General features: G+C 39.7%; 29 protein-coding genes. 15 read left to right on the top strand and 14 right to left on the bottom strand.

Features of this window, described 5'->3' with window-relative positions; genetic code table 11:
• Window positions 1–111: 111 nt before the first annotated feature.
• Together C1E24_RS06860 and C1E24_RS06855 are read right to left on the bottom strand one after the other, a co-directional pair.
• On the bottom strand, window positions 112–360 hold the full coding sequence (locus tag C1E24_RS06860) for a hypothetical protein (protein ID WP_138480009.1): 249 nt from the start codon (window positions 358–360) through the stop codon (window positions 112–114).
• A gap of 154 nt (window positions 361–514) precedes the next feature.
• Window positions 515–697, bottom strand: a complete 183-nt coding sequence (locus C1E24_RS06855; protein ID WP_138480007.1) for a hypothetical protein — start codon at window positions 695–697, stop codon at window positions 515–517.
• 242 nt (window positions 698–939) lie between these two features.
• Between C1E24_RS06855 and C1E24_RS06850 the strand changes: the two genes are divergently transcribed.
• Complete coding sequence (locus C1E24_RS06850; RefSeq protein ID WP_138480005.1) at window positions 940–1,188, top strand: hypothetical protein; 249 nt, start codon at window positions 940–942, stop codon at window positions 1,186–1,188.
• 33 nt (window positions 1,189–1,221) lie between these two features.
• Here C1E24_RS06850 and C1E24_RS06845 read toward each other — a convergent pair whose 3' ends face one another.
• Entirely contained in the window at window positions 1,222–1,494 is a 273-nt protein-coding gene (locus tag C1E24_RS06845) for a hypothetical protein (protein ID WP_138480003.1), read from the bottom strand.
• Window positions 1,495–1,640: 146 nt separating this feature from the next.
• Between C1E24_RS06845 and C1E24_RS06840 the strand changes: the two genes are divergently transcribed.
• The gene (locus C1E24_RS06840; RefSeq protein ID WP_138480001.1) at window positions 1,641–2,357 is read left to right on the top strand and encodes a substrate-binding periplasmic protein; all 717 of its coding nucleotides are present in this window, start codon (window positions 1,641–1,643) and stop codon (window positions 2,355–2,357) included.
• Here the strand turns inward: C1E24_RS06840 and C1E24_RS06835 are convergent.
• The gene (locus C1E24_RS06835; RefSeq protein ID WP_240721955.1) at window positions 2,341–3,534 is read right to left on the bottom strand and encodes an acyltransferase family protein; all 1,194 of its coding nucleotides are present in this window, start codon (window positions 3,532–3,534) and stop codon (window positions 2,341–2,343) included. The two genes, C1E24_RS06840 and C1E24_RS06835, sit on opposite strands and share 17 nt — an antisense overlap.
• 162 nt (window positions 3,535–3,696) lie before the next feature.
• Here C1E24_RS06835 and C1E24_RS06830 point away from each other — a divergent pair, with 162 nt between their 5' ends.
• A complete protein-coding gene (locus C1E24_RS06830; RefSeq protein ID WP_138479999.1) occupies window positions 3,697–4,392 on the top strand; it encodes a VC0807 family protein in 696 nt (231 codons plus the stop codon).
• Between the two features lie 138 nt (window positions 4,393–4,530).
• On the opposite strand, the gene C1E24_RS21165 is transcribed toward C1E24_RS06830, so the two are convergent.
• Window positions 4,531–4,656 carry a hypothetical protein gene (locus C1E24_RS21165; protein ID WP_276609846.1) on the bottom strand — a complete coding sequence of 42 codons (126 nt, stop codon included), beginning with the start codon at window positions 4,654–4,656 and terminating at the stop codon, window positions 4,531–4,533.
• 51 nt (window positions 4,657–4,707) lie between these two features.
• Between C1E24_RS21165 and C1E24_RS06825 the strand changes: the two genes are divergently transcribed.
• Both C1E24_RS06825 and C1E24_RS06820 read left to right on the top strand, forming a co-directional pair.
• Complete coding sequence (locus C1E24_RS06825) at window positions 4,708–4,887, top strand: hypothetical protein (protein ID WP_138479997.1); 180 nt, start codon at window positions 4,708–4,710, stop codon at window positions 4,885–4,887.
• Between the two features lie 345 nt (window positions 4,888–5,232).
• Window positions 5,233–6,924, top strand: coding sequence for an immunoglobulin-like domain-containing protein (locus C1E24_RS06820; RefSeq protein WP_138479995.1), 1,692 nt, complete (start codon window positions 5,233–5,235; stop codon window positions 6,922–6,924).
• Between the two features lie 190 nt (window positions 6,925–7,114).
• Here C1E24_RS06820 and C1E24_RS20915 read toward each other — a convergent pair whose 3' ends face one another.
• Entirely contained in the window at window positions 7,115–7,282 is a 168-nt protein-coding gene (locus C1E24_RS20915; protein ID WP_171040818.1) for a hypothetical protein, read from the bottom strand.
• Between the two features lie 33 nt (window positions 7,283–7,315).
• Window positions 7,316–8,725 carry an L-cystine transporter gene (locus C1E24_RS06815; protein WP_138479994.1) on the bottom strand — a complete coding sequence of 470 codons (1,410 nt, stop codon included), beginning with the start codon at window positions 8,723–8,725 and terminating at the stop codon, window positions 7,316–7,318.
• A gap of 308 nt (window positions 8,726–9,033) precedes the next feature.
• On the opposite strand from C1E24_RS06815, the gene C1E24_RS06810 reads away from it, so the two are divergent.
• Window positions 9,034–9,342: a hypothetical protein gene (locus tag C1E24_RS06810; RefSeq protein WP_058028923.1), complete on the top strand. Its 309-nt coding sequence runs from the start codon at window positions 9,034–9,036 to the stop codon at window positions 9,340–9,342.
• A gap of 192 nt (window positions 9,343–9,534) precedes the next feature.
• Window positions 9,535–10,338 carry an ion transporter gene (locus C1E24_RS06805; RefSeq protein ID WP_138479992.1) on the top strand — a complete coding sequence of 268 codons (804 nt, stop codon included), beginning with the start codon at window positions 9,535–9,537 and terminating at the stop codon, window positions 10,336–10,338.
• A gap of 61 nt (window positions 10,339–10,399) precedes the next feature.
• Here C1E24_RS06805 and C1E24_RS06800 read toward each other — a convergent pair whose 3' ends face one another.
• Both C1E24_RS06800 and def read right to left on the bottom strand, forming a co-directional pair.
• A complete protein-coding gene (locus tag C1E24_RS06800) occupies window positions 10,400–10,852 on the bottom strand; it encodes a hypothetical protein (protein ID WP_138479990.1) in 453 nt (150 codons plus the stop codon).
• Between the two features lie 214 nt (window positions 10,853–11,066).
• Window positions 11,067–11,612 (bottom strand): peptide deformylase, encoded by a 546-nt coding sequence (def, locus tag C1E24_RS06795; protein WP_138479988.1) that lies wholly within the window; start codon window positions 11,610–11,612, stop codon window positions 11,067–11,069.
• Between the two features lie 180 nt (window positions 11,613–11,792).
• Between def and C1E24_RS06790 the strand changes: the two genes are divergently transcribed.
• Entirely contained in the window at window positions 11,793–12,590 is a 798-nt protein-coding gene (locus C1E24_RS06790; protein WP_138479986.1) for a hypothetical protein, read from the top strand.
• 216 nt (window positions 12,591–12,806) lie between these two features.
• Complete coding sequence (locus C1E24_RS06785) at window positions 12,807–13,115, top strand: DUF6172 family protein (RefSeq protein ID WP_138479984.1); 309 nt, start codon at window positions 12,807–12,809, stop codon at window positions 13,113–13,115.
• A 34-nt stretch (window positions 13,116–13,149) separates the two neighbouring features.
• On the opposite strand, the gene C1E24_RS06780 is transcribed toward C1E24_RS06785, so the two are convergent.
• Window positions 13,150–15,180, bottom strand: a complete 2,031-nt coding sequence (locus tag C1E24_RS06780) for a winged helix-turn-helix domain-containing protein (protein ID WP_138479982.1) — start codon at window positions 15,178–15,180, stop codon at window positions 13,150–13,152.
• A gap of 130 nt (window positions 15,181–15,310) precedes the next feature.
• On the bottom strand, window positions 15,311–16,360 hold the full coding sequence (locus C1E24_RS06775) for a hypothetical protein (RefSeq protein ID WP_138479980.1): 1,050 nt from the start codon (window positions 16,358–16,360) through the stop codon (window positions 15,311–15,313).
• Between the two features lie 326 nt (window positions 16,361–16,686).
• On the opposite strand from C1E24_RS06775, the gene C1E24_RS06770 reads away from it, so the two are divergent.
• Window positions 16,687–17,553 carry an AraC family transcriptional regulator gene (locus C1E24_RS06770; RefSeq protein ID WP_138479978.1) on the top strand — a complete coding sequence of 289 codons (867 nt, stop codon included), beginning with the start codon at window positions 16,687–16,689 and terminating at the stop codon, window positions 17,551–17,553.
• A gap of 96 nt (window positions 17,554–17,649) precedes the next feature.
• Here the strand turns inward: C1E24_RS06770 and C1E24_RS06765 are convergent, their stop codons facing one another.
• Both C1E24_RS06765 and C1E24_RS06760 read right to left on the bottom strand, forming a co-directional pair.
• Complete coding sequence (locus C1E24_RS06765) at window positions 17,650–18,426, bottom strand: DUF1461 domain-containing protein (RefSeq protein WP_138479976.1); 777 nt, start codon at window positions 18,424–18,426, stop codon at window positions 17,650–17,652.
• Window positions 18,427–18,543: 117 nt separating this feature from the next.
• On the bottom strand, window positions 18,544–19,416 hold the full coding sequence (locus C1E24_RS06760; protein ID WP_138479974.1) for a pirin family protein: 873 nt from the start codon (window positions 19,414–19,416) through the stop codon (window positions 18,544–18,546).
• A 117-nt stretch (window positions 19,417–19,533) separates the two neighbouring features.
• Here C1E24_RS06760 and C1E24_RS06755 point away from each other — a divergent pair, with 117 nt between their 5' ends.
• From C1E24_RS06755 to C1E24_RS06745, 3 genes are all read left to right on the top strand, one after another.
• Entirely contained in the window at window positions 19,534–20,442 is a 909-nt protein-coding gene (locus tag C1E24_RS06755; RefSeq protein ID WP_138479972.1) for a LysR substrate-binding domain-containing protein, read from the top strand.
• Between the two features lie 166 nt (window positions 20,443–20,608).
• On the top strand, window positions 20,609–21,457 hold the full coding sequence (locus C1E24_RS06750; RefSeq protein ID WP_171040816.1) for an HAD family hydrolase: 849 nt from the start codon (window positions 20,609–20,611) through the stop codon (window positions 21,455–21,457).
• A 120-nt stretch (window positions 21,458–21,577) separates the two neighbouring features.
• Window positions 21,578–23,317 carry a hypothetical protein gene (locus C1E24_RS06745; RefSeq protein WP_138479968.1) on the top strand — a complete coding sequence of 580 codons (1,740 nt, stop codon included), beginning with the start codon at window positions 21,578–21,580 and terminating at the stop codon, window positions 23,315–23,317.
• 430 nt (window positions 23,318–23,747) lie between these two features.
• Here C1E24_RS06745 and C1E24_RS06740 read toward each other — a convergent pair whose 3' ends face one another.
• Window positions 23,748–24,488 carry a hypothetical protein gene (locus tag C1E24_RS06740; RefSeq protein WP_138479966.1) on the bottom strand — a complete coding sequence of 247 codons (741 nt, stop codon included), beginning with the start codon at window positions 24,486–24,488 and terminating at the stop codon, window positions 23,748–23,750.
• A gap of 171 nt (window positions 24,489–24,659) precedes the next feature.
• Here C1E24_RS06740 and C1E24_RS06735 point away from each other — a divergent pair, with 171 nt between their 5' ends.
• Window positions 24,660–25,784, top strand: a complete 1,125-nt coding sequence (locus C1E24_RS06735; RefSeq protein WP_138479964.1) for a sensor histidine kinase — start codon at window positions 24,660–24,662, stop codon at window positions 25,782–25,784.
• On the top strand, window positions 25,774–26,424 hold the full coding sequence (locus tag C1E24_RS06730) for a response regulator (RefSeq protein ID WP_138479962.1): 651 nt from the start codon (window positions 25,774–25,776) through the stop codon (window positions 26,422–26,424). The genes C1E24_RS06735 and C1E24_RS06730 overlap by 11 nt, the downstream gene beginning before the upstream one ends.
• Window positions 26,425–26,857 lie beyond the last annotated feature (433 nt).

Below are 26,857 nucleotides of genomic sequence, written 5' to 3'. Positions count from 1 at the left end.
AGTTGCGAGTTGCGAGTTGCGGCAATAATAAGTCGCCATTGATATGAGAAGCAATTTTAAAAGGCTTGGTGTACAAATAAATCACTTCCCTTTATCTAGAAGCAAAATTAATTAGTGACGTTTCTTAACTCCAAAACGCACCATGTCTTTGCCATTCTCAAAAACGTCTTGCGATACCCAATGACCAAGTAAAAGCTGGTGTTTATCATCTAATACCGCAATAAATGGTCGACCATTACTGTTATTAGTCGCTAAAGCAACGCCTTCAACATTAGTTAGGCCTAAGCCGCCGTTTTCAACCAATAATAAGAAAGCTTCAAGCTCTTCAAGTGTTTCGATGATGTCGTTTTCTTTAATCATGTCTTCATGCTCTAAATACTGAATGAGCATAGGATAACAGGTGTTTGAAGAAGTATAAATTAGCAGGTGTTTTGAGTATGAATAAGAGCCTGATAACTACAGGCTCTGTTTGAATGGAATCGGTTTTCTAGTAACTATCTTAATCAAATACCGTTTACATCAGCGTACAGTCTTTTTGGTCAGTCACGTAGCAGGTTTCTGTTACAAGACATTTTTTATCACGACTACACCACTCAGTGATCTTCACACCACCGACAACTTGAGGAGTTGCTTGCAAGTGTAAAGCTGAATCTTTTGATAATGATTTAAGTGGTTTCTTTTGTAATTTTAATTTCATGTTTTTTCCTTAAAAAGTAATTACCCGTGTTGGGTAATAACAAGTTATGGGAATGATTTAAGAGAGTCAATCAAATGCAACATCTACTTACTTAATTTACAAAATACAAACAACTTTCCAGCTATAAAAACCTGAAAATCATTTTAGCTCAGTAAATAGACTTGAATTTTTTATTTGAAACGATAAATTATCTCACCGACCCTAAAAAAGGTCCGGTTATTTTTTAATAAAAGGATATTAAAATGACATTTAAAACATTGATGATCGCATCAGCTACATTCTTTATTTCAGCAACATCAGCAGGCGAAAGTGTTGAGCTTGGCTCACCAAAATTAGCCAAAGAAACTTTTTATGAGGTACTTTGCCATGACGCAAACACACATCGACTTATTTATAGAGATATCTATAGTGATCGATTTCAAGCAGAAATTAGCTTAAGTACTTGCGAAGAGTTTTTAGGCGTTGGAAGTTTAACTATAGGTCAAAGGTAGTTCTCATACTTTTATCGAGTAAGCATTAAACGCTTACTCTTTTTCCTTCATATCAAAGCAATACTTATCAACAGATTTTTGATGCGCTTTAATTGCACTTTTATCTTGCTCTTCAATTGCTAATTTGTGGTCAAATTGCGCTTTTAAACAACGTTGTTTGAGTGCTTTATTCTGTTTATTCAACGCTTTGTTACTTTCAGCACAATGCTGTGAACCTGTGATTAAAAAGCAATTTACTTCAGGATCTACACTGCATCCGCTGAGGGTTAACATAAATAAGATAACAAGTGTCGTCAAACGGCTCATCTTTCATTCTTTCCTTAAAATTGATAATTGAGTTAAACTAAAAATAGTCCATCTAAAGTATGTCAGATGACTTACAGATAAACTGTTAAATTATGTACAGGCATGCTTTAAAATTTACTTATTGTTATTATTAAAGGCCAAAGCAGATGCACTTAGTGAAAGCATGTTTGATACTTTTACTAATAACTACACATTTTACCCAAGCGCAGACACAACCAATAAAAGCGTGTATTGACGACCACCCTCCTTATCAGATACTCGAGCCTTCGCCTTCTGGTATGCACATTGATGCTCTGAGGGTACTTGCCACTGTGCTAAATAAAGAGATTACATTTGTTAAGTCACCTAACTTTGCCCGCTGTGTGGCTTTCTTAGAAAGTGGAGAAGTAGATGTCGTTGCAGGTTTAAGTCCAACAACACCTAGAAAGCAGTTTGCGTTTTTCGCGCCTTTCAAAACAGCAGATCAATTGAAAGTTATCTCAAGCAAAAAAATCACAATTACAAAATATGAAGACCTTTACGGCAAGATTATTGGCGTAGCGCGAGGTGAAAGTTACTTCCCTCGTTTCGATAAAGACACATCTCTAGACAAGATCTCAATTCAAAGCGCCAGAGTGGGATTTTCATTATTGCTCAAAGACCGCATCGACATTCTTATGGTAAGCCCTGAAAAATTTGCTTCTCTATCTAAGGAACAAGACCTTTCAGCCCTATGGATTTCACCTATCTCATTAGACAAAACAAGAGCCCAAAAAACCTCCTTTGGCTTCAGTAAAAAACATAAACTTAATATATCTAATGCAGAATTAATCAGAATCGTTGATAAAGCTTATAAAGCAGGTGCATTTAAGCCAGTTTATTAACCCCTTTAACGCTATGCTTCTTACCATTTAAAAAGTTACCTACAAACGTACTTCTTACAAAAAAGTGATAACTTAAAATAGATAAAGCGAAAGTCACTAATATCGATACGTTGAATTTTATAAACACATTGAATGAAGTGTTGATTAAACCATATTGGATCACCATCAAGATAGGAAGATGGATAAGGTAAACCCAGTAAGAAGCATCTGAAAGGTAACGGCTTAAATTGTTGGGCCTATTCAACCATTTATAACCTGATAGATAGGAAACAGCAGTCCAACTAAGAATGGCGATGGTTTGCATCACAACTAAAAAAGCATCAACTTCAACATGAACTACCCCGCCATTGTTTAAAGCCGTCACCACCTCTTCTCTAGCCAACGGAGCTGGTAAATGGGCAAAATAAAAGTAACTACTCACAATGGCAATAAGTAACAGCCAAGTGAACTGTTTTTCATAACTTTGGATCACACTATGGTGATGAAAAAGGCTTGCGCCAACCAAAAACAACACCCCATAAAAGCCATATGACCATAACTGAGGGAAGAGTTTATCTGGTGGAGGAAATGGTATCATCTGCTGCGACATAGAAACCCCAACAACAAGAGGTAACACCGCAATAAGAAAAATAGGTCGACTTATAAAATCCATGATGGCTTGAAAACCAATTTGCCATTTAGATAATAGCCAAAACACAAGACAGAACTGAAACAAATTAAATAAGAACCATAAATGCATGGTGCTAATGGTCGGCGTTTCTACTAATTCAAATAAATAAAAAATGGGCGGGCGGTATTGTACAAAAGACGCAGCCCAAAATGAGATTGCGAGGGTTGAAGCTAAAATTATGGGCAGAAATACTAGAAAAGGTAGAAATACCCGTTTAAAACGATTAAATAGATAGTTATTTTCACCTCTTAAATTGACCAATAAAGCCCCACAAAAACCCGCAATAACAAAGAATAAGGGCATTCTGAATAAATGCGTCCACTTCGCGATAAAATCGAAAACTATATGGTTAGTCACATCCGACGTAAGCCAGATATTTTGAAACGATGCGCCGTAGGCAAGCGCCGCATGAAACACTATGCCGAGTAATAATGCAATGGTGCGAAGGTTATCAATATAGTGATATCTAGTGTGTTTAATCATATTTTCATCCTTGGTAGTTTTCATAAGTTTACCTCATAAGAGGGTCAAGTAATGAGTCACTATGAGTAATTCACGTAACGAAATGTTTCGAGATGAAACACAGAAAAACGCGTTTTATCTGCTTGGTGTAGTCGATGACTTTAAAGTACACTGCTGCAGTGCTTTAGTTACTAATATGAGGTTTCTGTGACGCAGCAAGAAAACAAACCGAGTGGATTTTTCAGCCAGCTCTTATTCAATATCATAGTGCCCGTTATTATCCTGACTCGCTTTTCAGGTGAAGAACACCTCGGCCCAAGCCTAGGTGTTGCGGTAGCGCTTGCCTTTCCTCTAGGGTTTGGTCTTTGGGAATTAAAGAAAGTCGGTAAATTTAGTTTTATTTCTATCTTAGGTATTGTTTCTGTCTTATTGACTGGTGGGATAAGCTTACTAGAGCTCGACGTGAAATATATTGCCATTAAAGAAGCACTAGTACCGGGTTTAATCGCAATCGCGATTTTTGTCAGTCAACACACTAAGTACCCGCTTTTAAAAACAATGTTGTTTAATCAAAATACGTTAGACGTGGCGCGCATAGAAAAAGCACTCGCAGAAAAAGGTAACTTAGAAAAACTACCTAAGATACAAGCCACAGCATCGAATATCCTAGGCGGTTCTTTTTTGTTTTCTTCTGCGATGAATTACATCTTAGCGAAAATGATTGTCGTGAGTCCAACAGGTACAGAAGCATTCAACAATGAACTTGGCCGAATGACTGCACTCAGCTACCCGGTGATAGCCATACCAAGCATGATTTTATTTTTTGTGGCGCTCTATTATTTACTAAACTCAATAAAAAAATTATCTGGGTTATCTCTAGAAGAAATGTTCCCTGAGAACTAAAACAATTTTAAAAATTAGAACAGGCGTATATGAATATAACTCAAATACGCCTTTTTTATTTAGAGTCAATGAATTCTCAATTCTAAAAAGCTGCTAATATAGTTTCGTAACTCAACGACTATTAACCAATAGTCAAATTTATCGCTTTCGTTCAAAAGTATTTAAAAACATCAGCACTTGTTTCTTAAGACTGCTCTTCTCACCTTTTAAATCTTGCTTCACTTCTTTTAAAAGCCATCCAGTTGCATTTTTTTCATTTGCCAAAGTGCGCTTTTTACCGATAATTTTTTAACGTTTTATTTACAAGGAAACATTATGAAACTACAAATCAAAAAGCAGTCACTTAAACAACTTTCACAAAAATCTTTGAGTAATGACCAAACAGCAAAAATTGCTGCGGGTTACTTCACGCCAGATCCATATTCTTGGCAAATGTGCCCGACTCACCCTGCGCTTTGTCAAAGTGCGCAAATCACGCAATGCTGGAAAGATTAAGGCATAGCAACTCAATATCTAATATTAATTAGATGATTAAATTTAAATTAATGAAAATTTAGAATCGTGCAGTAGCACGATTCTTGTATTTATCCCGCGCCTTCCTAACTCCCCCTTCTGACATTAAAAAGTACCTTTATTAGAAAAATTCATTTTCCAAACACATGTAGATGACGGTAGTTTATTTACAATTATTTTACACAAGGTACATCAAGGATCGATGGTCGTACTCTACCTTGTCTTTACCGAGCCTAAAGTCTGAATTGTCGTTTTACTCCGAGTTTAGGTTGCTAACTCGCCTGCAAATTATTGCATGGCATTAAAACAACAAAAGGAATTAATAACATGTTGAAAACATCAAATACCCTAGTTGCAGCAGTTGCAATGGGCCTTTCATCACTTGCTTCAGGCAGTGTATTAGCGAGCAGTGGTGACCTAATGGTTAACCAACCAAGTGGTGTCGTTGTCGGTTATTGGCATAACTGGTGTGATGGCGCGGGATACAAAGGTGGTAATGCGCCTTGTGTGACGCTTGAGCAAGTTAACAGCCAGTATAACGTCGTGAACGTCTCATTTATGAAGGTGTATGACCTTGCAGAAGGACGTATTCCGACTTTTAAACTCGACCCAAAAATTGGGCTATCAGAGCAAGACTTTATTGCTCAAATTGCGAAACTGAATAGCCAAGGCCGTAGTGTGTTACTTGCGCTAGGTGGCGCTGATGCATTAATTGGCCTAAAAACCGGTGACGAACAAGCATTCGCTGATGAGATCATCCGCTTGACTGATAAGTTTGGTTTTGATGGTTTAGACATCGACCTTGAACAAACAGCTGTTACTGCTGACGATAACCAAACCGTGATCCCTGCTGCTCTTCGCCTTGTGAAAGATCATTATGCAGCACAAGGCAAAAACTTTTTGGTGACCATGGCGCCAGAATTCCCCTACTTAACGCAGGCAGGTAAGTATATTCCTTACATCACCGCGCTCAATGGTTATTACGATTGGATCAATCCGCAGTTTTACAACCAAGGTGGTGACGGTGTGTATGTTGATGGTGTGGGTTGGATAGCACAAACCAACGAGTCACTTAAACAAGAGTTTATTTACTATATGTCTGACTCGCTTGCCAACGGGACTCGTGGTTTCCATAAAATTCCACACGACAAACTCGTGTTTGGTATTCCAACCAATAACGATGCTGCGGCATCTGGCTATATTCAAGACCCAAATAACCTGTACAACGCATTTAATCAGTTAAAACAACAAGGTCAACCACTTAAAGGAGTGATGACATGGTCAGTCAATTGGGATATGGGTACAAATGCGGCAGGCACAGCTTATAACCAAAGCTTTATTAAAAGCTATGGCCCATTTATTCACGGTCAAGTGATCGAGCCCCCAAAAAGCGCCCCAGTTTTTTCTGGTGTGGTCGACACACGTGTTCGTCAAGGCGCCACCTTTGATGTACTGGCTGGTATTAGTGCAACCGACAAAGAAGATGGCAACTTAACCAGTAATATTCTGGTTTCGGGCAATGTCGATACTTCAACAACAGGCCAATACGTATTGGTATATAGCGTCAGTGACTCTGCTGGCAACGAAACCAAAGCGACCAGAACCGTTGAAGTGTACAGCAATAAGCCTGTGTTTAGTGGTTTGAGCGATGTACAGCTGGCGGTGGGCTCAAGCTTTGACGCCCTCGTAGGTGTCAAGGCAGTTGATGAAGAAGATGGTGATTTGACAGCAAACATCACGGTTACAGGCAGCGTTGATACAAATACAGCTGGGCAATATCAACTGACTTATAGCGTGTCTGATAGTGCACAGCAAACTACGACAGTCGTTCGCACAATTACCGTGTCTGATGCTTCATGTGCACAGCCATGGGATCGTAATACCGTGTACTTAGCAAACCAACTTGTCAGCCACAAAGGCGATATTTATAAAGCGGGTTGGTGGACTAAAGGGGAAGAGCCAGGCACGACCGGTGAATGGGGAGTTTGGAAGTTAGCGAATAACGCTTGCCAGTTATAACTAAATAACCAAAGTTCAGGTTAACAGACCTCATTATTAAGCCATTCATAGTGCTAAGTTTTACTATGGATGGCTTGTATTAAACAATCTTTTTAGGTACAAAAGAATGAACCTGTTCTAAAAAAGCAAAATCAATGTCTTCAAATATCTACGTAAAACTTCTGATAGGATTGACAGCTTTCAATTTATTCTACTTTTTGATTTCAGCTTTTACTGAACATCCATACTCACTCTCTACTGCAATTTCAGTGTCTTGTGGCATTGTGTTCGCTTCATTTCTTTCAAAAGTAAACACAGCTAAAAAGTAATAAATGCTTTTCAGAACATGTAGGTGTTGAGCAATCAGAGTTGAAAGCATCGCACTCCCAACTCTGAGCACTCGTGAGTGAGACTAGGACGCTTTTGAAAACTGCTCGTTAGATTGTGCCGAAGATACGTCATCCGATACGACTTCTGCATTAGCTGCATCGCCCAAAATACGATGAGTAATGGTACCCGCTGTCATTGAACCTGATACATTCAACGCGGTACGCGCCATATCAATCAGTGGCTCAATAGAAATAAGTAAGGCCGCTATCGTCACAGGTAACCCCATTGCTGGCAATACAATCAAGGCTGCGAAAGTCGCGCCCCCACCAACGCCAGCAATACCAAACGAGCTAATAGTGATCATCGCAACCAATGACACAATAAAAGAGAAGCTCATCGGGTCAACGCCTACAGTTGGTGCAACCATCACCGCTAACATTGCAGGGTAAATACCCGCACAGCCATTTTGACCAATGGTTGCACCAAATGACGCAGATAAGTTAGCAATGGCAGGTGGTACATTTAATTTGTTGATTTGTGTTTCAACATTCAGCGGTATCGTTGCAGCGCTGCTTCGCGAGGTGAAAGCAAAGGTCAACACAGGCCAAATCTTTTGAAAATACTGTTTAGGATTTACACCAAACAAACCCACCAGTAAGCCATGTACGACAAACATTAATAAAATAGCGACATAAGACGCGACGATAAAACCAAGTAAATTCAGAATGTCAGCTAGGCTAGACGTCGCAACAACTTTCGCCATCAAAGCCGCAACACCATAAGGAGTCAGTGAAATCACCATTTTTACCAGTCGCATGACCACGGCTTGTAATGTTTCTACAAAAGTACGAATAGGTGCTTCTAACTCTTCACGCTCTTGCATCACTTTACGTGCTGCAATGCCTGTTAAGATACCAAAGATCACCACCGCGATAATCGACGTAGAGCGGTCCCATGCGAGATCTTGGAAAATATTAGTTGGAATAAAGCTCACCAGCATTTCAGGAATAGATAAATCACTGACTTTTTCCATTCGCGTTTCTAAGTCAACAAGTCGAGTGGTTTCGCGAGCGCCCTCGGTTAGCCCCTCTGCGGTGAGACCAAAAAGCTGCGTAATGGTGATACCAATCAGTGCAGCAATCATAGTGGTGATTAAAAGAATTGAAATGGAGATACCACTGATTTTGCCAAGTGCCCCTGACTTATCGAGTTTTACAACTGCCGCTATCATCGACACCAACACCAATGGCATGATGATCATTTTAAGCAAACCGACATAACCACTGCCGACCACATTGGTCCAAGCTAAGGTTTCTTGAATCGCAGCGTGCCCTTCTCCTAAGAAGAATTGCAGTGCCAGACCAAACACGCTACCTAAAGATAAACCAATTAATACCAACCGAGAGAGCGGCGCCTCTTTTTGTTGTATTTTAAATAGTGCCAAGAGTATTGCTGCGAATACAGCCAAACTCACCATAGCAATGAAAGACATAGCGTTAACCTATTAATACTGTTACTAACTTACAGACCAGAAAACCGACTGAATCAATTCATCGGTTAAGACGAAAACTTCTTATACGAAGGAAAACTTAAATTAGAAGATAATTTTTAAAGCTTTTACTCAGCGCAGCACAGTAATAAATTATTGACCGCTAGAAAAGATTGAATCGGAATGAGATATATTTTCGAGTTATGACATTGCTTAAATAGTAATGCTTGTCGCATTGTTTCTCACTATTTTAGCCACTCAAGCTCAGGTATACTCCTGCAGTATTAACTCTTTGTCTTTTTGGTTCATTTATGAAGAAGCTTTCAAAAGTACAACAAAAGCAACAGGCCTTAGTTTTACAAATCGCAGATATGATCGAAGCGCAAGGTCGTGAAGAAATTCCTGGCATGCTGCAATGTTGGTTTGATGTGGAATATCATTTATTTCCTGGCTCGCTTTTACTGTGCTTTCAATTTGAAGATGAGCAATCGCTAGAAGCGGCAAAACCTGATTTATTAAAATGGCAGAAACGCTTAAGCGCAGCAATGCTTAAAAAAGGCGTGATTTTAAAAGACATGCGTAAACATTTAACCTTTACGTTATTAGGGCCAGAAGACTAACCTAATTCAATTAAGAATAAATAAGGCGCATTAATAAGCGTTTTATTTATTCTTTTCTCACAGCTGCAAGTCCCAGCTCTCTCTTTTCAAGTAACTCATCGATGCCAAACCTACACTTCATCGATTCTATGTTGAAAATTAAATATTCACCCCAAACTATGCCATATCACTCATTTTACCGATATCAGAGCCATGGCATCACAAAGTAATTTAACTTCTAAGTTGGCGGCACTTGTTGAAGCAAAATTTTTTCAAAACTTTCTTATTGCAGTCATTTTATTTAATGCAATCACATTAGGTATTGAAACCACCCAATTTGGCAAAACTAACTCAGTCTTACTAGCTAAGATTGATTTAGTCGTCCTTATCATTTTCACAATAGAACTCGTACTCAAACTCTTTGTATACCGCTTTAAATTTTTTAAATCTGGTTGGAACTGTTTCGACTTACTTATCGTTGCCATATCTTGGGTTCCTGCAACTGGCCCATTGTCAGTACTTCGCGCATTCAGAATATTAAGGGTGCTAAGACTTTTTTCAATTGTGCCACAAATGCGCCGAGTTATCGGTGCACTTGGCCACTCACTGCCAGGTATGGCCTCAGTCATTGGTGTACTTGGAATTATCTTTTATGTTTCGGCCGTGCTATCAACTAAACTTTTTGGGCAACACCCTGATCCAAATATGCAAGAGTGGTTTGGCACTATCGGCGCATCAGCCTATACCTTATTTCAAGTAATGACCTTAGAAAGTTGGTCAATGGGTATAGTGCGCCCAACGATGGAGCTATTTCCGCAATCTTGGTTATTCTTCGTCCCGTTTATTATTACCACCAGCTTCGCGGTATTAAACTTATTCATTGGTATCATTGTTGATGCCATGCAGATCATGCATGAAGAAGAAAGTAAGCCAGAGAAACCACTGGCAACAAAAGAAGATATATTAAGGGTAGAGGCTAAATTAGACGAAATTCTGAAACAAAAAAATGAGATTTAAAATATAAGACAAGTTATCTGTTAAGAAGGGCCTTATAGGGCCCTTTTATTGGCATTCATACTTATTGAATAATTTCACTGCTCATAAGCTGTTCTTCTGCCACATCAACATTAAAACTGCGACTAAATACAGGACTGCCATACCAATACATGCCATATGCACATGAGTTTAAAGATTCCCATGTGCCATCTTTGTATAGTACTCGTCTAGCACACGCCTGAGCACTGCCGTTCCCTGATACTGTACGATTATTGAATCGACAATACTCACCATTACGACAATTCCAGTACCCATCATGCTCACTAAAGTGTGTCCAAGTTACTTCAGCAATTGGCTTACTTGCTTTTAATCTAAAAACAACAGATGAGGCAGTTGATGAAGTGCCACTTGAACAGAATTGCTCGCTCCATTGTTGTGGTGAAGGTGTACCACTAATAACACATTCAACAACTGCTGCTTGACTGGTAAACGTAGCACCTAGTGCAAGGGATGCGGCAAATAGATAATTTTTCATTTAGATATCCTTCTAATTTTATTAATTATTATTACTTTCATTTCGAGTATCTCCTTACAAAATGAAAGTATGCGCAAACTACACCCCAAGCGTTTAAAAATCAAACAAAAAAGACAAGGTAACCACAAAAAAAACATCGAGAAACATTCAAGTTACACAAAAAAAACAAAACCTATACATTTAAATTTGCGTTAAATACTTATTCTTAAAAGAATTAAACACCTTTTGCATGATGCTCATACCAATAGCTTTCACTCACTAAATCTTCCATTGACTCCAGTCTATCGATAAAAGTCAGGCCATCTAAATGATCGATTTCATGTTGAAAAATACGTGCAATAAAACCTGTAAATACAGATTCATGCTCTCGCCCTTGTGAATCATGATATTTCACTGTTACAGCATAATGCCTTGGCACTAAACCCCGCATACTCGGTACACTCAAGCAACCTTCCCAGCCTTTTTCTATTTCTTCACTGGCTTCGATTATCTCGGGATTGATGATAGCAGTAGGGGCCATCTGAGGTGCATCGGGGTATCGTGCATTAGGCTTTGAACACATAATAAAAATACGCAAGCTGTGATAAATTTGTGGCGCAGCTATCCCGACTCCACCAACCTCTTTCACCGTAGACATCATGTCTTTTATTAAATTTTGGCATTCGTCGCCGAGAATATCTTCTACAACTTGTGCTTTTTGCTTCAAAACAGGCTGACCTAGCTGAGCGATTATTGTTTTTTCATTTTCTCTTGATTGCATTCATACTCCCCACCATGCTCTCTTTGAGCAGCTCACCCTAAATTGAAAGTTTCTATATCAACACTATTACAGTTAGTTTAACCATTTGAGCACTTTTATACATCGACGTATTGTTCCATCGATACACATTTTACAGTAAGCTTCTTGATTCTGTTTAACCCCAAACCAAAGGTAAATGTTTTGAGTAAAAGAATTGAACCTGAGCTGCCTAGTATTATGCCCGATTTAGACCAGGTTAAAGACTTTAAGCAGTCTCAAGCACCATCGAATCACAAAGCGCCTGCATTTGACAAAAGCGAGACGGTTAATCATCAACCTGCTAAATCAAGTAATGCTGCATTATGGCTTTGTATCGTTTCAATCATTGGCTTTTCCGTTGGCGGTTATACACTTCACCAGCAAAACTTAAAGACTCAGGCGAAACTGTTTGCCTCTGAGCAACGAATTCTCGAACTTGAGCGAGCTTTATCTGCTACTGGTGAAGAAATGGGTGAATCTGCAGGCGCCATCAAAGCAAAGCTTAATGCCATTACCGAGCGTACCGATGAGCTTTGGACACAAATGGATAAGCTTTGGGCATCAGCTTGGCGACGCAATCAATCAGAAATAAAAAAACTGCGCGAGCAAACAACAGCATTAGAAAACTCACAATCACAACAAAATAAAACGCAATCTAATACTGCCTCTAGTATTAAGTCACTATCAGATAATCAAGCTGATATGACGTTAAAGCTCTCTCTTTTACAAGAGCAACTAGATCAAGCGCAATCAATCAAAGGTCAGCTAACTGCATTGAGCGCAGATATAGATAAACTAAAATCTCAAGCACAAACCAGAGATTCAAAACAGTTAGAAATTGGCGGTAGCATCGCACAGCTTGAAATGACGCAAAGTGCCCTCGTTGAGCAACTTGAGCGCCTTGAAACTAAACTTGCATCTGCACCAACCAAATCTCAATCACAGCAGGCGCTTAATTAATGAGGGGGCTGAAGCTATTTCAGCCCCCTATTTTTACAAATCTCCTACTCGTTATTTTACGCAGTCCGAGGCGTATCTAACTCGCCAGTTCGTTAATTATCGCGTAAACTTACCTGCTAAAGTTAATATTGATTAAATTGCGAGTTTCCTCGTTTATCAATGCCCCTACTCGACCAGCTAACGGCTGCTTGAGTCCTTGTTTGCTTGAAGGCAATTATGAAAAAAACATTTGAACTAACTCACCCTAAAATCAAAATCGCACGCCGCGTTGACGCGGTTAAGCATGAGCTGAAAAAGTATGTAAAACGCGAGCGTAATAAAAAGCTACCTGCAGGCGTTGATTACTGGGACTTTGACTGCAAATTCGGTAATACTGAAGCTGAAGCCGAAACTGTGCATTTATCACAAATCAATAAGATGATTGATAAAACACAAGATGAAAACTTAACGTCATTTTATGTTGAGATCCTAGCAAAGCCTGGTTTTAGAGAATCAGCAGACTTTGCTGATTACGACGACGAGTAAACAGCTAGAATTTAATGCGACTCAGAGTGAGCTTTTAGGGCTGTAACTCAAGCTCAATAATACTGCCACTTTGAGCGCTATAACCTTTAGAAAAAAGCAATGTTTGCTGTTCAGGGTTTATACTTTGTATACGTGCTTTTTTATTAAACTCCCCCAATAAACGAGTACGCCAACCTTTACTTGATTCTGCAAATTGAATTCTATCAAGCCTATGTGAGTCGTCATTTGTATCAATAATATATGCTAGTTCCTCATCAACATAGACTCTATGCGGGGCTAGATGAGTCGTTTTAGGTAAAACTAGGCTAACAGGTTTAGCTGCTTTTTGATCGAAGTTATAACGAACAAATTGATCTCTCGTGTAATCAAAGGCAATGATTTCTTTATGTGCCACTTCTACCGCACTCAACCCTAAATGCGCTTGCTTTTGCTTTATTGTCAATGAGCTGGAATCATACAAATACATCGCAATTTGACTGCGGTGCTCACTGACATAGATAAATTGATCATCTTTACTCCAAGCTAATGGAAACTTAATTTCATCTAGTTGAGTTGTTTGTATTAATTGCCCATTACTCACATCCACTATGCCTAGCTCAATCTTGTCAGTTGAATAAACAATGGCGAGATGCTTTCCATCATTTGATAAACTGTAATGCCATATAGCACTGGCTTTTATATGCGTGACTTGCTGAACTTCATAGGTGTTGAGATGATATTGATACAGTTCACTGTCGCCACTTCTATCCGAAAAAAAGAAAATTCGTGCATTGTCTTTCGAATATTGCGCCCGCCCTTCTCTCAGAGTCGAATTTAGCTCAGGTAAATTTATATTACGGCCTTGCCAATCTAGCGCCACAATATCTTGACGATGACTCTCTAAAGTATAGAAAACACTTTGAAGATCAGCTCCCATAGTTGCTGCGGTGATCACATCATCATTCGCATTGAGTAACATTGTCACTTCATTAGAAACGGTATTTACCGACCAAATACCTCGAGTTAGCTGATAGCTACCGGCCACTAGAAGTGTATTTTCGTACTTTCCTAGTGCGATGCTGTTTATGCTATCGAACCCTTTAATTTCAAATTGATAAATCGCATTTTCGGAATGATAACCATAAATAACCGGAAAACGCCCCTGCACACCAACAAATATCAATTTGTCAGTATTCGTATCGTAAAAATGTTGATCAATAACAGCGGGGACATAAGCGGTGTTAAATAGAAATTCTGATACTTGCTTGTCGATAAAAGAATACTGATATAACCCCGTATTCACAGTGTCATTGTATTGCGTAAACAACAATATTTGTTGTTCATTATTAAGACTTAAATGATAGATAGGACGTTGACTGGTAAACAGTACTTCTGGTTGTGCTGATAAAGTGTGCCTGACTATCTGGCTTTCTGTGTCATTGAAACGCACATAAAACAAAGTATTCTTAATCAGTTGTAAGCTGCGCTTTTGCCACTCATCACTGACTAGCTGACGATAAGATCCATCTTGCTCGGCCACCATGAGCCTAGTTTCGCCTTGATATTGATGAAAGTAAGCAGAGAAATTCGGCCCTTCAACTAAGCCATACTCCCGCCCTTCTTGAAAGGTAATTGGCTTGCTTTTAATGATGTTGTACTCTGCTGATGGCTGAAGTTGCATCGCCCATAAGCTGGCAAACACAATAAACAATGAAGCAAACAAAATGAGTAGCTGCTTCTTTGAACGCTGCTCTGGCAAAGTGATAGGCTGTAGCAACACATAGCCTTTTTTAGGAACTGTTGCTATGTACTGAGGTGATTTAGCATCGTCTTTTAACGCATTTCTCAAAACAAAGATAAGTCGAGTTAATGCCTCATCTGCGATGATTTGGTTGGGCCAGATCGCATCAATTAAACATTGCTTACTACATACTTCCCCTTGATGCTGTGCCAAATAATTTAAGAGCACCATCACCTTTGGTTCGACTCTTTGACTCTGCCCGTTCACTTCAATGGTATTTAAATCAGGGTACACCTTAACCTGTGAGATTTGGTAGCTAGAAGCTGTTTGTAGTTTTTCAAGCATTGCATATTAGTAAAAACAAAATCAGCCCACATCATAGTGGGCTCATTACTTAAGTGCAATCGCACAAAACATCTCTAAGGTCGCGGCCCTTAAATAAGTGCCGTAATACCTTCCAAACTTGCGTAAACAGTTATCTCAGTAGAGGGCTTAAAAACATATTCATATGAGACTGCACTGCAGCTTCAAAACCATATACATCGCCATACTTTTCTCTTAAAAGCTCTACAGCTCTCACATTCACATAGTCCCTGCCTGCATGGAACATTGCGTGATGATTATTAAATTCGCGTTCACCTAACCCTTTTTCGCGATACTCTTTAAACGCCATTCTGACTGACTTTTCCATGTCATTTATATACTGCTGGGTAAACTGCACATCGGCCATTGTGCCAATATCTCCATGCCCTGAAGATAAAAATATCCAGTCAAATGATTGCACCTGTGCTAATTGCATCTTATAACTATCGTAGCTTCTCGCTCCCGCAAAGTTCATAAACGGAATTTGATCTGGGTTCAATAGGTGTGGTTGATGGGCCACTTTATCTTGTTCGATAATCCAAATAGCACTATCGTGCTCTTCTAAGGTACTGGTTAAGCCATGTGCTTTTACTGTCACACCTTCAAATTCAAATGACCCTTTATCTAGAGAAATTAATTTAGTAGGAGCCGGAATTTTCCTATTTTGCTTTATGACCTTCGCTGACTCTATGCTCGCGATTATCTCAAGTTTTACGCCTTTTGCTTCAGCGGCTTCAACAAATACCGTTGCATCTTCTAAATGATCGGCTCGGCTACTGGTATAAACCAAGGTAGTAACAGGTTTATTCGTCACCCGACGGATCCCTTCTAACACCTTTTTACCTTTGCCATACGCGAGTGGGTCCAGTAGTAACACCCCTTCATCACCGACATAAAAAATGACACTATAAAAGTCATACTGTAGCCAGTAACTTCGCTCAGTTAGCCTTTGTACTATTACTTCTCCATCAAAATTCAGCTTCGCCAGATCTTTAATTTTCTGATTTGATTTAAGCATTCTTTTGATTGAGGGCGTCACATACTCTGAGCCAACAGTGCTTGCATACCCATCCTCAGGCATATAATTTATATCTCTATGTGCACAGGCTTGAAAACTGGCTGCGCCAAATAAAGCTAGGACAATTAAACTTTTGTAATACATATATAAACTCCGTATATAAAAATGTAGAAAAACTAGCAAGCATGTCTTAGCACTTGCTTAATCATTGACGGAAACTATCTAGGTATTTGCTGTTAGCAGCCATGATTAAGACATTTAAAAAACATCCAGAAAAAATTTTATCCTTTATATTCATTCAATTAAGGTTTAAATGGGTAAGACAAAATCCATTGTTTATTAAGCCTATTTTTCATTTTGTTGTATTGATTTAGGTTACAAACTAAAGTTAGCAAACATTATCAAACGGCTTTGCATTACCTTATCAATGTCGCTGCGCAATTATCTTAACTTAGATTTTGAGTGAAACCATGAACCATAAACTTGTTACTAAAAATCAGTATGAGCAACGCCTTTTGAGTGTTATCGACTACATCTATGAACATGTAGATGGTGAGTTGGATGTCAATGCACTTGCTGATGTGGCCTGTATGTCTAGCTATCATTTTCATCGGATATATCGTGAATTTGCCGGAGAGACCATCAATGTTACGGTAAGAAGAATGCGGTTATTAAAAGCAGCGGCATATTTAGTGCGTAGTGACTTGTCTCAACAGCAAATTGCAAAGCGAGTTGGGTATGGCAGTGTTGAAGCTTTTAACCGGGCGTTTAGTAAACACTATAGAGAAACACCTAACCAATATCGTATTGCAAGAGCTACTAAGCAAGTGACCATGCTTTATCCAAAATCAGATAAGGAATACAAAACCATGTATCAAGTTGAACAACACACAACGCCCGCGCTTTCTTTAATCGCCATTGATCATAGCGGTGACTATATGCAGATCGGTCAAGCATTTGAGAAACTTTCAATGATGGCAGGCAAACTCGGCCTAGTTAACGATAAAACACGCTACTTTGGCATTTACTACGACGACCCTAAAACTGTTAAAACAGATGAGTTAAGGTCAAAAGCTTGTATTACGGTTGATTTAACTACCCTGCCAAAAGAGCACGAATTTGAAGTAATGAGCATTCCTGCTTCTAACTCTGTGTCTTTGCTATTTAAGGGAGATTACCCTGAACTTGAAAAGCCTTATGACTGGTTGTTTGGTGAGTATTTGCCGAGTAGTCAATATCAATTAAAAGACTTTCCGCCGTTTGAAGAGTACTTAAACGATCTGCGTGAGGTTGCCCCCCAAGAGCTGCTTACACGCATTTATTGCTTGGTAGATTAAGTCACGGCCTTTTAGATTAAGAAACTGCATGCCTTGGTTTAACATAAGGCATGCAAATTAAGCGAGCTCCACTAAAGTAGACTTTAAGACTCTATATCAAGCCTCTGCTTGGTGTAAATAAGCCTGCTTTCTATACATCGCGCTAGATAAAACACGCTGTAAAACAAACACAGTTAAGAACTGAACAACCAGCATACTGATAAGTAACAAGCCTCCTATATAAGCAAAGAGATTTGGTGCTTGCATTAAGGTAGTCATTAAAGATTCTTGATAATAAAAAAACCACTGATTATCAGCAGGAAATACCCATTCATGCAACTGATAAAACACAGCTTCAAAGCCAATTAACGCAATTAATACTAAACCCAGTAACAGTAAACTTAGCATAATTAAATAGACATCTTTGACTCTCAAACACACCGTTTTTTGAGCCCTTGTTTGGCATTGAAATGACAATAAGAACAGTAAAACTGAGATAATAAACGCAGCATAGCATGTTGTTTGAATGTGATTTAACAACACCGCGACATCGTATAAGTGTTGTACCTCAGCGTCATGTAATAAGGGTTTACTCAGGTATGATCCTTTGGGGCTATATACTATCGATTGTAACGCAGGCTTAACTTGCTCTAGTGGTAGTTCAATACTCTGAGCTATCTCTTCAAAAGACTGAATATGCTGAACTTGGGAGGTAGATTCGAAACCAGAACGATATTGGTTTTGAGGGCCGTACTTTGCGATAGTTTTATCGATTTCTAGAACGTGATACCAAACCGGGTAGGCAAAATTAACAAACGATATAGCCTGCCAAGATACAATAAAAGAGAGTGCGAGAGATAAAAGCAGCGCACTCAATGTGGTTAATACACGCATGAATTCCTTGTAAAGCAAACTTTTGTTTGGTCGTTTTATAAAAAGCTTTGTACCACACTCAACACATGTATTCACTCACTCGCACAAAGTGAGTGAACATTTCTTTGCAATCAAATGCTAATTCTTACCTATTTGCCCCAACTCCCCAGCTTCATACTTGGCCACAACATCATCTATTTCTTGTTGCGTTGTCATGGCAAATGGACCTTGTTGAACAAACGCTTCTTTGATCGGCTCACCCGACATCACAACAAAGTGACTTTGTTTAGAAACTGCTCCTCGCACCGTTAATTGTTGTAACTGCTCAAAAGTGAGTGCAATTGATGAGCCTTGCTTTAAACTTGCCCAATGTCCTCCTAACTGATACTCAATATCGCCCTCAACGGCATATAGCCATGTGTTAAATCCGCTTTGTATTTGATGAGTAAACAGGGCTTGGTTATCAGCATAACCATCTAAAATAGTCACAGGCCAAACAGCATTGTCTTGTGAAGAGTGTCCATTACTTTCTCCTAACACCAAACGAATTCTATAACCTAGCCCCTCAAGAGTTGGCATGTCTTCACGCTTTATATGCAGTGAACTTGGTGCATTATGTTTTAGTTTTGTAGGTAGGTTTACAAAAACCTGTAAGCCATGAATTTTAGCCCCCGGCCTTGGTGCTTCATCATGAATTGCACCGCTACCGGCATTGAGCCAATATAAATCCCCCGCTGCAATATCAAAGTCATTACCCAGCGAATCACGGTTATTAAACTTTCCCTCAGTGTCTTCAAACAATACAGATACCGCTGAGATACCAGCATGAGGATGTGCGCCAAAAGTGGGTACTGTCATCGTATAATGATCCGCCATGATCAAGGGGTCCATCACACCGTTAAATTGCTTATGGCGAAAGCCTAAACCGATAAAGCCTTCGCCAATATTAAGGGGGTTACCTGTCACTGGCGAGAAATTAATTGTTTCATTTTTGTTTTCATAAGTCGTCATTTTGCTATTTCCTATTGAATTCTTTGCGTTGAAATAACTATAACAACTTGGAATTGGCACAAAAACAGACAATAATCGAACCTATCGTTCCATATTTAGAACAAGCTCAGGGGGTTCATGAAACTAGATCTCAACGACTATTACTACTTCGTGCACGTCGTAGAAAAGCAAGGTTACACGGCTGCGGCTACAGCACTGCAAATGCCAAAGTCTCGGTTGAGCCGACACGTCGCGCAACTTGAAGTCCGCCTAGGTGTTAGACTTCTGCAACGCACTTCTCGACATGTCGCGGTGACACAAGAAGGCCTGCACTTCTATGAGCATGCTCGTAAGCTCGTTGATGCCATGGAGCTGGCTGAGTCTGCCATGAAGAATACCCAAGGTGAACTCTCTGGCAAAGCTGTGATCAGTTGCTCAACCGGAGTTGCTCAATACGCTCTAGGGGAGTTATTGATTGAGTTCGCCGAGCGACATCCGCAGGTAAAAATAGAACAGCGCGTTTCAAACAGCATGACTAACCTGATCGCAGAAGGCGTCGATTTGGCAATTCGGGGGCATAGCTCTGACCTACCCGACTCAAGCTTGATCCAACGTTCTATTGCACGAGTCGACTGGCCGTTATTCGCCTCTCCCGCTCTGTTAGAAAAAGTGACATATTTAAAAGATGCCTCTGACTTGGCTCAGCTCAACTTCTTAAAGGTCGGTCGCTTTAATCAAGCGAACACCATTAACCTCCTTGATGGCAATGGCCAAAGCATATCGCAAACGGTGATAGCCAAACTTTGCTCTGAAGATATGAGCACACTCAAACGCGCAGCCATTGCTGGGCTTGGTGTTACCTCACTGCCTAATTATGTCTGCAAATCGGAGCTTAAAAGCGGAAAGCTTGTTCGAGTATTGCCTGAATACCTAACACAAGCAGCAAACTTAAGTTTAGTGATGCCGTCAAGACTTGGTGTTCCCGTCCACATTAAAGCATTAGCTGATTTTATTCGTGACAAACTACCCAGTGTAATGAATGGATGACTAAACCTGAGTGATACCTCTGTCATAATCTTTAGACATACTTTTAAGTGTTGCTATTGGGCTGTGACTTCAATCATCTATCAATGATCTATGTTAGGCTTTTGCAAGTAGAAACTTATATCGGCACAGAATATGCTCTTTGATATTTCAACCTAGGAACCTCAGCTTGAATATACATACTCAACAAGAAATAAAACAACTCGTTGTATTTGATCTTGATAGAACTTTACTTAACAAGCACTCGCAGCTATCTCCATTTACATTGCAAACACTTCGCGAAATGGACAAGCGAGGAATTCACTACACCATTGCCACAGGCAGAAGCTTTTTATCTGCAGAAGACATTATAAAAGGTCACACTTTTTCTCTACCTCAAATATATACCAATGGTGTTGTTACTTTTTGCCCGAAACAGCAACGTTTTAGCTTTGATAATTGTTTAGGCCTCGATGAAACATTAGCTGCAACTGAAGTAATGATATCGAACTCTGCGCACCCATTCATTAATGCAATGGACGCACAAGGAGAGCGCATTGTTTTTCACGGAGAATATAAAAACCGATTTGAACAAGCATTGTTAGAGCAATTTGGGTTATCACCAAAAACGCGCATGTTGCCTTTAAGCAAGTTGAATCACGACTTTCAAATTACCAACATCAGTATGATTGGCCCTAGTGATGAAGTTATTTCGGCTCACAACACCATTGAAGCACTCAACCATTTAATCGCCTATTCAGGGCAAGCCATAGAGCATGAATCGTACCGCTGGATAGATGTGCATCATGCAAAAGCCACCAAGGGTACTGCAATCGCTAAATTAAAAGCATTGCACAATATTGAATCAATCATTTGTTTTGGTGATGGTGATAACGATTTAAGTATGTTCGAAATTGCAGACGAATGTTATGCACCAGAAAATGCCAATATTAAGAATAAACAAGCCGCCACCGCTGTGATTGGTCATCATAACGAAGATGGCGTTGCGAAGTTTTTAACTGAACGATTTTCACTATAAAGCGTATGATTATTTAGGCTAAAAAGCCGTAACTAGCCCCTATTTTTTGCTACTTTGACAAGAAATATCCTGTTATTCTAAAAGGAACTTGGATAATAATAATTCTTATGGAGTAAGAATATGAAAAAACTACTTTTAGCAGCAGTCACGGGGACCGCTGTTGCCTCTGGCGCATATTTTGTTTCTAACCAAAACAATTCATACACCCCATTACCACAACTAGATTATGTTCCTGCCGATACTGTCTTTTTTTGGTCGCAGCTTGAAGGGTTTCCATACCTTGAATACCTAGACGTATTGCCTGATGCATTTAAGAACACGCATCAATTTGATGATCTAGTTGAGCTAATGCAACAAAACGATGCATCCAGCAATGAGCGTTTCTTCGTTAGCCTTATGGAAAGCTACACTAAAAGCTTAAATTCATCTGAAGCCTTTGCTAAAACGTGGGGCGCTGACAATGATTTCAAGATGCTAGGTTATTCAGTGGGGCTTCTGCCTGTCGGCAGAGCTAAATTAGCCAATGTTGAAACCTTTGTACAAACGATTAAAACGGCAGCGGATAAATCTGGTGTGCGTTATGAAACGGCTGAATTAGCAGGTCTACCTATTACCCGCTTTGTTATCGAACAGGGAGATAAAAAGCTATTTGATATTGTTGTCTCGACCAAAGGTGACTGGCTCACACTCACTTTAGACACGTCTTTTAACACTGAAGATGACTTAAAAGTGGCATTAGCAGCCATAAAACCTACAAAAGCATTGAGTGAAACGAACCGTGTTGAACAATACATTAATGACTATCAATTAGATGGCCAATCTCTTGCTTACCTTGATACTAGGCTTTTAGTTGATGCAATTACAGCGAAAGATCCACAAAGCAATACCACAAGAATGCTTGATGGTTTGCTTGCTTTATTGGGTAGTGAAGATGACCTCGCTTTAATTCGAAATGAAGCTTGCCAACAAGACTTTGCTGATATGGCAAGTAATTGGCCTGCAATTGTATCTGGTACACAAAAAGTTGAAATCACACATAACTATGCTGATATTCAAGTATCTACTGTATTCGCATCGACAGATAAAAAAGTGCTTGATGCGATGAGTAATGCCCGTGGCTTTATCCCTGAGCACGCAAAAAATATGGGGGAGGCAATGATTTCTTTTGCATACGGACTCAACGCGTCGAAAATTTCCCCTATGGTTAATACAGTGTGGGCGCGTTTTGCTTCGGCTGAATTTAGTTGCCAACCACTCGTTGCAGCGCAAGCGCAAAGTAAAGACGCCAACCCTGCGGCACTCGCAATGATGACCGGCATGCTTGGTTCTTTAAAAGGCGTCAGTTTAAGTCTTTTTGATGTCGAAATTGTGGAGCATGCGCAAAACCCAGGGCAACCTGATTTCAAATCACTCAATGTACTTGCGACAATTTCTGCCGATGATGCTGAAGCTTTATTTAATATTGCGAAAAGCTTCGAGCCAGCTCTCGCAGGTGTCACATTACCCGCAGATGGCTCTGCCATTGAAGTAAATGAATTTCTTCCTGCTGGCTATGAGTTAGATGCACCAATCTACCTTGCATTAAAAGGTAATCATTTAACTTTTTACACCGGTGAACAAGGCAAAAAGTTTGCTGACACTTTAACTAAACAAACCGTTGAAGCAAACGGCATGATGGCATTCTCAATGAATACTGATAAATTCTTTAAAGCACTCTTAAAGGGCGCCGAAATTGCAGGTGAAGAATTAGGTGACGAATTTGAACAGTTCATTGGTCAAAATACACAAATGCAAATTAACCTTGATGTTGCTGATAAAGGGGTGGTTACTGATACCCAAATTATGATTAAAAAGCTGTAACTCTTGAGTATCGTCACTTTGCGTAGCCCTCAAGCCCACGCAAAGTGACGTCTTTTAAATATATTGAACCTTACTTTTTTCACTACACATACCAAACAACTTTCAACCGTTTACTTTTTATATTCAACGCGACTCCACAATCATTGCACATTTCAATGCTGCAATGTCTGCGTTCAAAACAGAGCTCAGGAAAAAGAGTGAATAAACCACCTTTGGGATCATATGCAGCCCAAACTTTAATAAAGCATATTTTTAACTCTTCATCATACCAACCCTCTTAATTAAGTGAGCTATTTTGAGGCAAAGAAAACTTGTCGATAACAAAGATTTTGCTATTTAGTGTTTCTAAATAAACAAATTTAACGTAGTTAGCGGCAGCTTTAGCCCCTCAAAATGTTCAAGCATTATTGAGGATTGGTATCACGTACTCCTATTGCACTTTAAACTGCTTATTTACGGTTTTTTTATACCGGGAAATCATCACACCACCAATCACACCCGGTAACACCCAAGGTAAAACCTGCCATTGTCCTGGTAATAATTCACTAAGTAAATGTCTACCACCAACAGCAAAGAAAGCAGTATAGACAGCAATACCAGAGCCAACCAAAGCACTTAAATGCTCAATCACCCACTCACGCTCTTTAATGCTGGCTTTAAAAATGTAATGAAAAGTCGAAACTCCGCTAACACTGCACAGCACACCAAAAATCATATATAAGGTATGGCTTTGCTGAAGACCAAAGTATAAAACCACGAAACCAGACAACGTTAAACTCATAACCGACACTAAATGCCATGGTGTTTTAAGCAGTTCACGATTTTGCTTCGCTTTCAATACCAATAGGCCATGTTGAATACTGACAAAAACCAATAAAGATAAAGCCAATAAAAACGTTTCGAATACCCTTAACCGGGCAATAGTCATAATTAATTGTTCACCAGATAACTCCGCCAGTTGTGGTTTAAAGGTCATTGGTGCAAGCAGCACCATAATACACATGACTACGCCACTGACAGACACAATGTACATTGCATTGGCATATAAAGTTCCTAACCTCTTGTGGGTTGAAGAGCCTTTTGTAGCGGCCATTGGCACCCAAAATAACACTAATGCCGCAGCACCAACCAAAATATGCAAATATTGTAGAGCTTGATAAATTATTGCCATTATTCTTCTCCTGTCGTTGATGGGTGAGATAATAGCGAATAGCGACGATGATAGGCGCGTGTAAAAAGTCACGATTTTCGACCATGACTTTTGGCCTATTGCTTTTAAAACAGCAATCACATAACGTTACCCATAAATACCCAACCTATTCATTTAATTGATAAAACCACTGTGAAATTACTTCAACACTTTGACTTTGCCGATGCTGCGGCTATCGGCACTTGGGCGATTATTGCTGGCGTCACTTTTTATGTGTTGCCCTATGAAAGTGATTTATGGGCTTATATGTCATTATTTTGCTGCTATTTGGGGTGCTTTATAGCGGCGACTCGAAAGGCAAGCGATTTTGAGATCTCCTTAAACATACGATATGCCTTTTTAATAGGGCAAATTACCTCTGCATTTGTCCTTATGGTGTTATTACCCTTTGACTTTTTACCCATATTATCGATCATTTGGGCTGCTGTACTGCCCGCATTCTTTCGTTTTAAAGTTGCTCTTTTTATGGTTATTTCTGTGGTGATCGCTTGGTTCTCTCTTGAGGCATATTTAACTAAAGAGAACACCTTTTTTGCAGGGTTATTATTCGGCACCTTTCACATTTTCGCACTCATGGCGCATCATCAAACTATATTGGCAACACGTGCCAAAGAGGTGTTGGAGCAAAAAAATGCTGAACTACTTGCCACACAACACTTACTAGCAGAAGCTAATAAGCAGTCCGAGCGCACCCGAATTGCCCGCGATTTACATGATTTACTCGGCCATCACTTAACTGCACTCACTATTAACCTACAAGTGGCGAGCCACCTTACTGAAGGCGAAGCAAAAGACAAAGTGCTGCAATGCCATCAACTATCAAAGCTATTACTAAGTGATGTAAGAGAAGCTGTTTCAACACTGCGGGATAACCAACAGCTTGATTTATTAACCGCATTAAAAACCTTGCATGCCCCTGGTTTAAAGATTGTGCTAAACGTCAAAGACCAGCTAAGTGTCGAAGACTTGCAAATAGCCGAAACCATTCTTCGATGCTGCCAAGAAGCTTTAACAAATACCTTAAGACATAGCAAAGCAACTGCCATTTTCATTACCTTAACTGTCGATAACAGTCACTATCACTTAACCATACAAGATAATGGCTCAGCGCCATTGCATATAAACATGGGTAACGGCCTCAAGGGCATGAAAGAACGTGTAGAACAATTAAACGGGCGATTTTCTCTGTCCACCAGCGCCAATGTATTGGCTTATGATATTGTGCTGCCAAAGAATGGAGTTACGCATGAACAATAAAATAAAAGTTTGCTTGGTTGATGACCAAATGCTGATCAGAGAAGGGATCAAGTCATTACTTAACCTCTCTGATAAAGTCAGCGTGGTCGGTGAATGCAGCGATGGTAGTGAGTTAGCACATTGTATTACCGAAACATCACCTGAAGTGATTTTACTAGACTTATCGATGCCAATCATGAACGGCATCGATACACTAAAATGGATGAAAGCTGAAGCTATCAACATCCCAGTCATCGTGTTAACTACTTTTGATGATCACGAATGGGTGCTACAAAGCATACAAGAAGGCGCTAAAGGCTTTTTACTAAAAGACGTGTCACTGGATACTTTAGTTGAAGCCATTGAGTCGGTAAATAAAGGTCAATCTCATATTCAACCCGCCATTACAGAGCGACTTTTAAGCTCATTGAGTAATCAAAACACCTCAAGTACACCGTCAAGTAGAACCGAAGCATTAACTGAAAAAGAACAAGAAATATTACGTCTTATGGCCAGTGGCTGCTCTAATAAAGAAATCGCACTCGCCCTCTATAAATCTGAAGGTACAATCAAAAACCATGTATCGAATATTCTTTCTAAACTCGGCGTTCGAGACCGCACTCGCGCCGTTCTCCTCGCAATAGAAAAAGGGTTAATTTAGTGCAAAATACACGTTGCGAAGCAAGGTTATTTTGCGCAAGGTGAAATAACCCAGTGTAGCCACAGCAGAGGTGTACTTCTGCGAAGCAAGGTTATTTTGCGCAAGGGCGACAAGTGACCGAAACGAAGTTTCGCAGCACGAGGAGGTGAGGGTATGGATACCCGATGGGCGTAGCTACATGGACGTAATATACTCACCAAACATTATTAAGACCGAAACGAAGTTTCGCAGCACGAGGAGGTGAGGGTATGGATATCCGATGGGCGTAGCTACATGGACGTAATATACTCACCAAACATTATTAAGACCGAAAAGAAGTTTCGCAGCGCGAGGAGGTGAGGGTGTGGATACCCGATGGGCATGGCTACGTGAGTTTAAATCAAAATATTGCAAAGCATTGATACATCTTTGACTACAAAGACATATCAACAAT

The sequence above is a fragment of the Pseudoalteromonas phenolica genome, assembly GCF_005876835.1.
In the GTDB taxonomy this organism is placed as follows: domain Bacteria; phylum Pseudomonadota; class Gammaproteobacteria; order Enterobacterales; family Alteromonadaceae; genus Pseudoalteromonas; species Pseudoalteromonas phenolica_B.
The sequence above is the reverse complement of the archived record's forward strand: the minus strand, read 5'-3'. Positions and strand labels throughout refer to the sequence as shown.

What these genes read in the sequence shown, in the direction of transcription:
- C1E24_RS06745 (WP_138479968.1), top strand. Translation starts at nt 21,578, where the DNA reads ATGAAAAAACTACTTTTAGCAGCAGTCACGGGGACCGCTGTTGCCTCT.
- C1E24_RS06840 (WP_138480001.1), top strand. Translation starts at nt 1,641, where the DNA reads ATGCACTTAGTGAAAGCATGTTTGATACTTTTACTAATAACTACACAT.
- C1E24_RS20915 (WP_171040818.1), bottom strand. Translation starts at nt 7,282, where the DNA reads ATGCTTTCAACTCTGATTGCTCAACACCTACATGTTCTGAAAAGCATT.
- C1E24_RS06740 (WP_138479966.1), bottom strand. Translation starts at nt 24,488, where the DNA reads ATGGCAATAATTTATCAAGCTCTACAATATTTGCATATTTTGGTTGGT.
- C1E24_RS06810 (WP_058028923.1), top strand. Translation starts at nt 9,034, where the DNA reads ATGAAGAAGCTTTCAAAAGTACAACAAAAGCAACAGGCCTTAGTTTTA.
- C1E24_RS06780 (WP_138479982.1), bottom strand. Translation starts at nt 15,180, where the DNA reads ATGCTTGAAAAACTACAAACAGCTTCTAGCTACCAAATCTCACAGGTT.
- C1E24_RS06805 (WP_138479992.1), top strand. Translation starts at nt 9,535, where the DNA reads ATGGCATCACAAAGTAATTTAACTTCTAAGTTGGCGGCACTTGTTGAA.
- C1E24_RS06760 (WP_138479974.1), bottom strand. Translation starts at nt 19,416, where the DNA reads ATGACGACTTATGAAAACAAAAATGAAACAATTAATTTCTCGCCAGTG.
- C1E24_RS06825 (WP_138479997.1), top strand. Translation starts at nt 4,708, where the DNA reads ATGAAACTACAAATCAAAAAGCAGTCACTTAAACAACTTTCACAAAAA.
- C1E24_RS06815 (WP_138479994.1), bottom strand. Translation starts at nt 8,725, where the DNA reads ATGTCTTTCATTGCTATGGTGAGTTTGGCTGTATTCGCAGCAATACTC.
- C1E24_RS06800 (WP_138479990.1), bottom strand. Translation starts at nt 10,852, where the DNA reads ATGAAAAATTATCTATTTGCCGCATCCCTTGCACTAGGTGCTACGTTT.
- C1E24_RS06755 (WP_138479972.1), top strand. Translation starts at nt 19,534, where the DNA reads ATGAAACTAGATCTCAACGACTATTACTACTTCGTGCACGTCGTAGAA.
- C1E24_RS06730 (WP_138479962.1), top strand. Translation starts at nt 25,774, where the DNA reads ATGAACAATAAAATAAAAGTTTGCTTGGTTGATGACCAAATGCTGATC.
- C1E24_RS06785 (WP_138479984.1), top strand. Translation starts at nt 12,807, where the DNA reads ATGAAAAAAACATTTGAACTAACTCACCCTAAAATCAAAATCGCACGC.
- C1E24_RS06850 (WP_138480005.1), top strand. Translation starts at nt 940, where the DNA reads ATGACATTTAAAACATTGATGATCGCATCAGCTACATTCTTTATTTCA.
- C1E24_RS06855 (WP_138480007.1), bottom strand. Translation starts at nt 697, where the DNA reads ATGAAATTAAAATTACAAAAGAAACCACTTAAATCATTATCAAAAGAT.
- C1E24_RS06820 (WP_138479995.1), top strand. Translation starts at nt 5,233, where the DNA reads ATGTTGAAAACATCAAATACCCTAGTTGCAGCAGTTGCAATGGGCCTT.
- C1E24_RS06845 (WP_138480003.1), bottom strand. Translation starts at nt 1,494, where the DNA reads ATGAGCCGTTTGACGACACTTGTTATCTTATTTATGTTAACCCTCAGC.
- C1E24_RS06835 (WP_240721955.1), bottom strand. Translation starts at nt 3,534, where the DNA reads ATGAAAACTACCAAGGATGAAAATATGATTAAACACACTAGATATCAC.
- C1E24_RS06765 (WP_138479976.1), bottom strand. Translation starts at nt 18,426, where the DNA reads ATGCGTGTATTAACCACATTGAGTGCGCTGCTTTTATCTCTCGCACTC.
- C1E24_RS06770 (WP_138479978.1), top strand. Translation starts at nt 16,687, where the DNA reads ATGAACCATAAACTTGTTACTAAAAATCAGTATGAGCAACGCCTTTTG.
- C1E24_RS06860 (WP_138480009.1), bottom strand. Translation starts at nt 360, where the DNA reads ATGATTAAAGAAAACGACATCATCGAAACACTTGAAGAGCTTGAAGCT.
- C1E24_RS06775 (WP_138479980.1), bottom strand. Translation starts at nt 16,360, where the DNA reads ATGTATTACAAAAGTTTAATTGTCCTAGCTTTATTTGGCGCAGCCAGT.
- def (WP_138479988.1), bottom strand. Translation starts at nt 11,612, where the DNA reads ATGCAATCAAGAGAAAATGAAAAAACAATAATCGCTCAGCTAGGTCAG.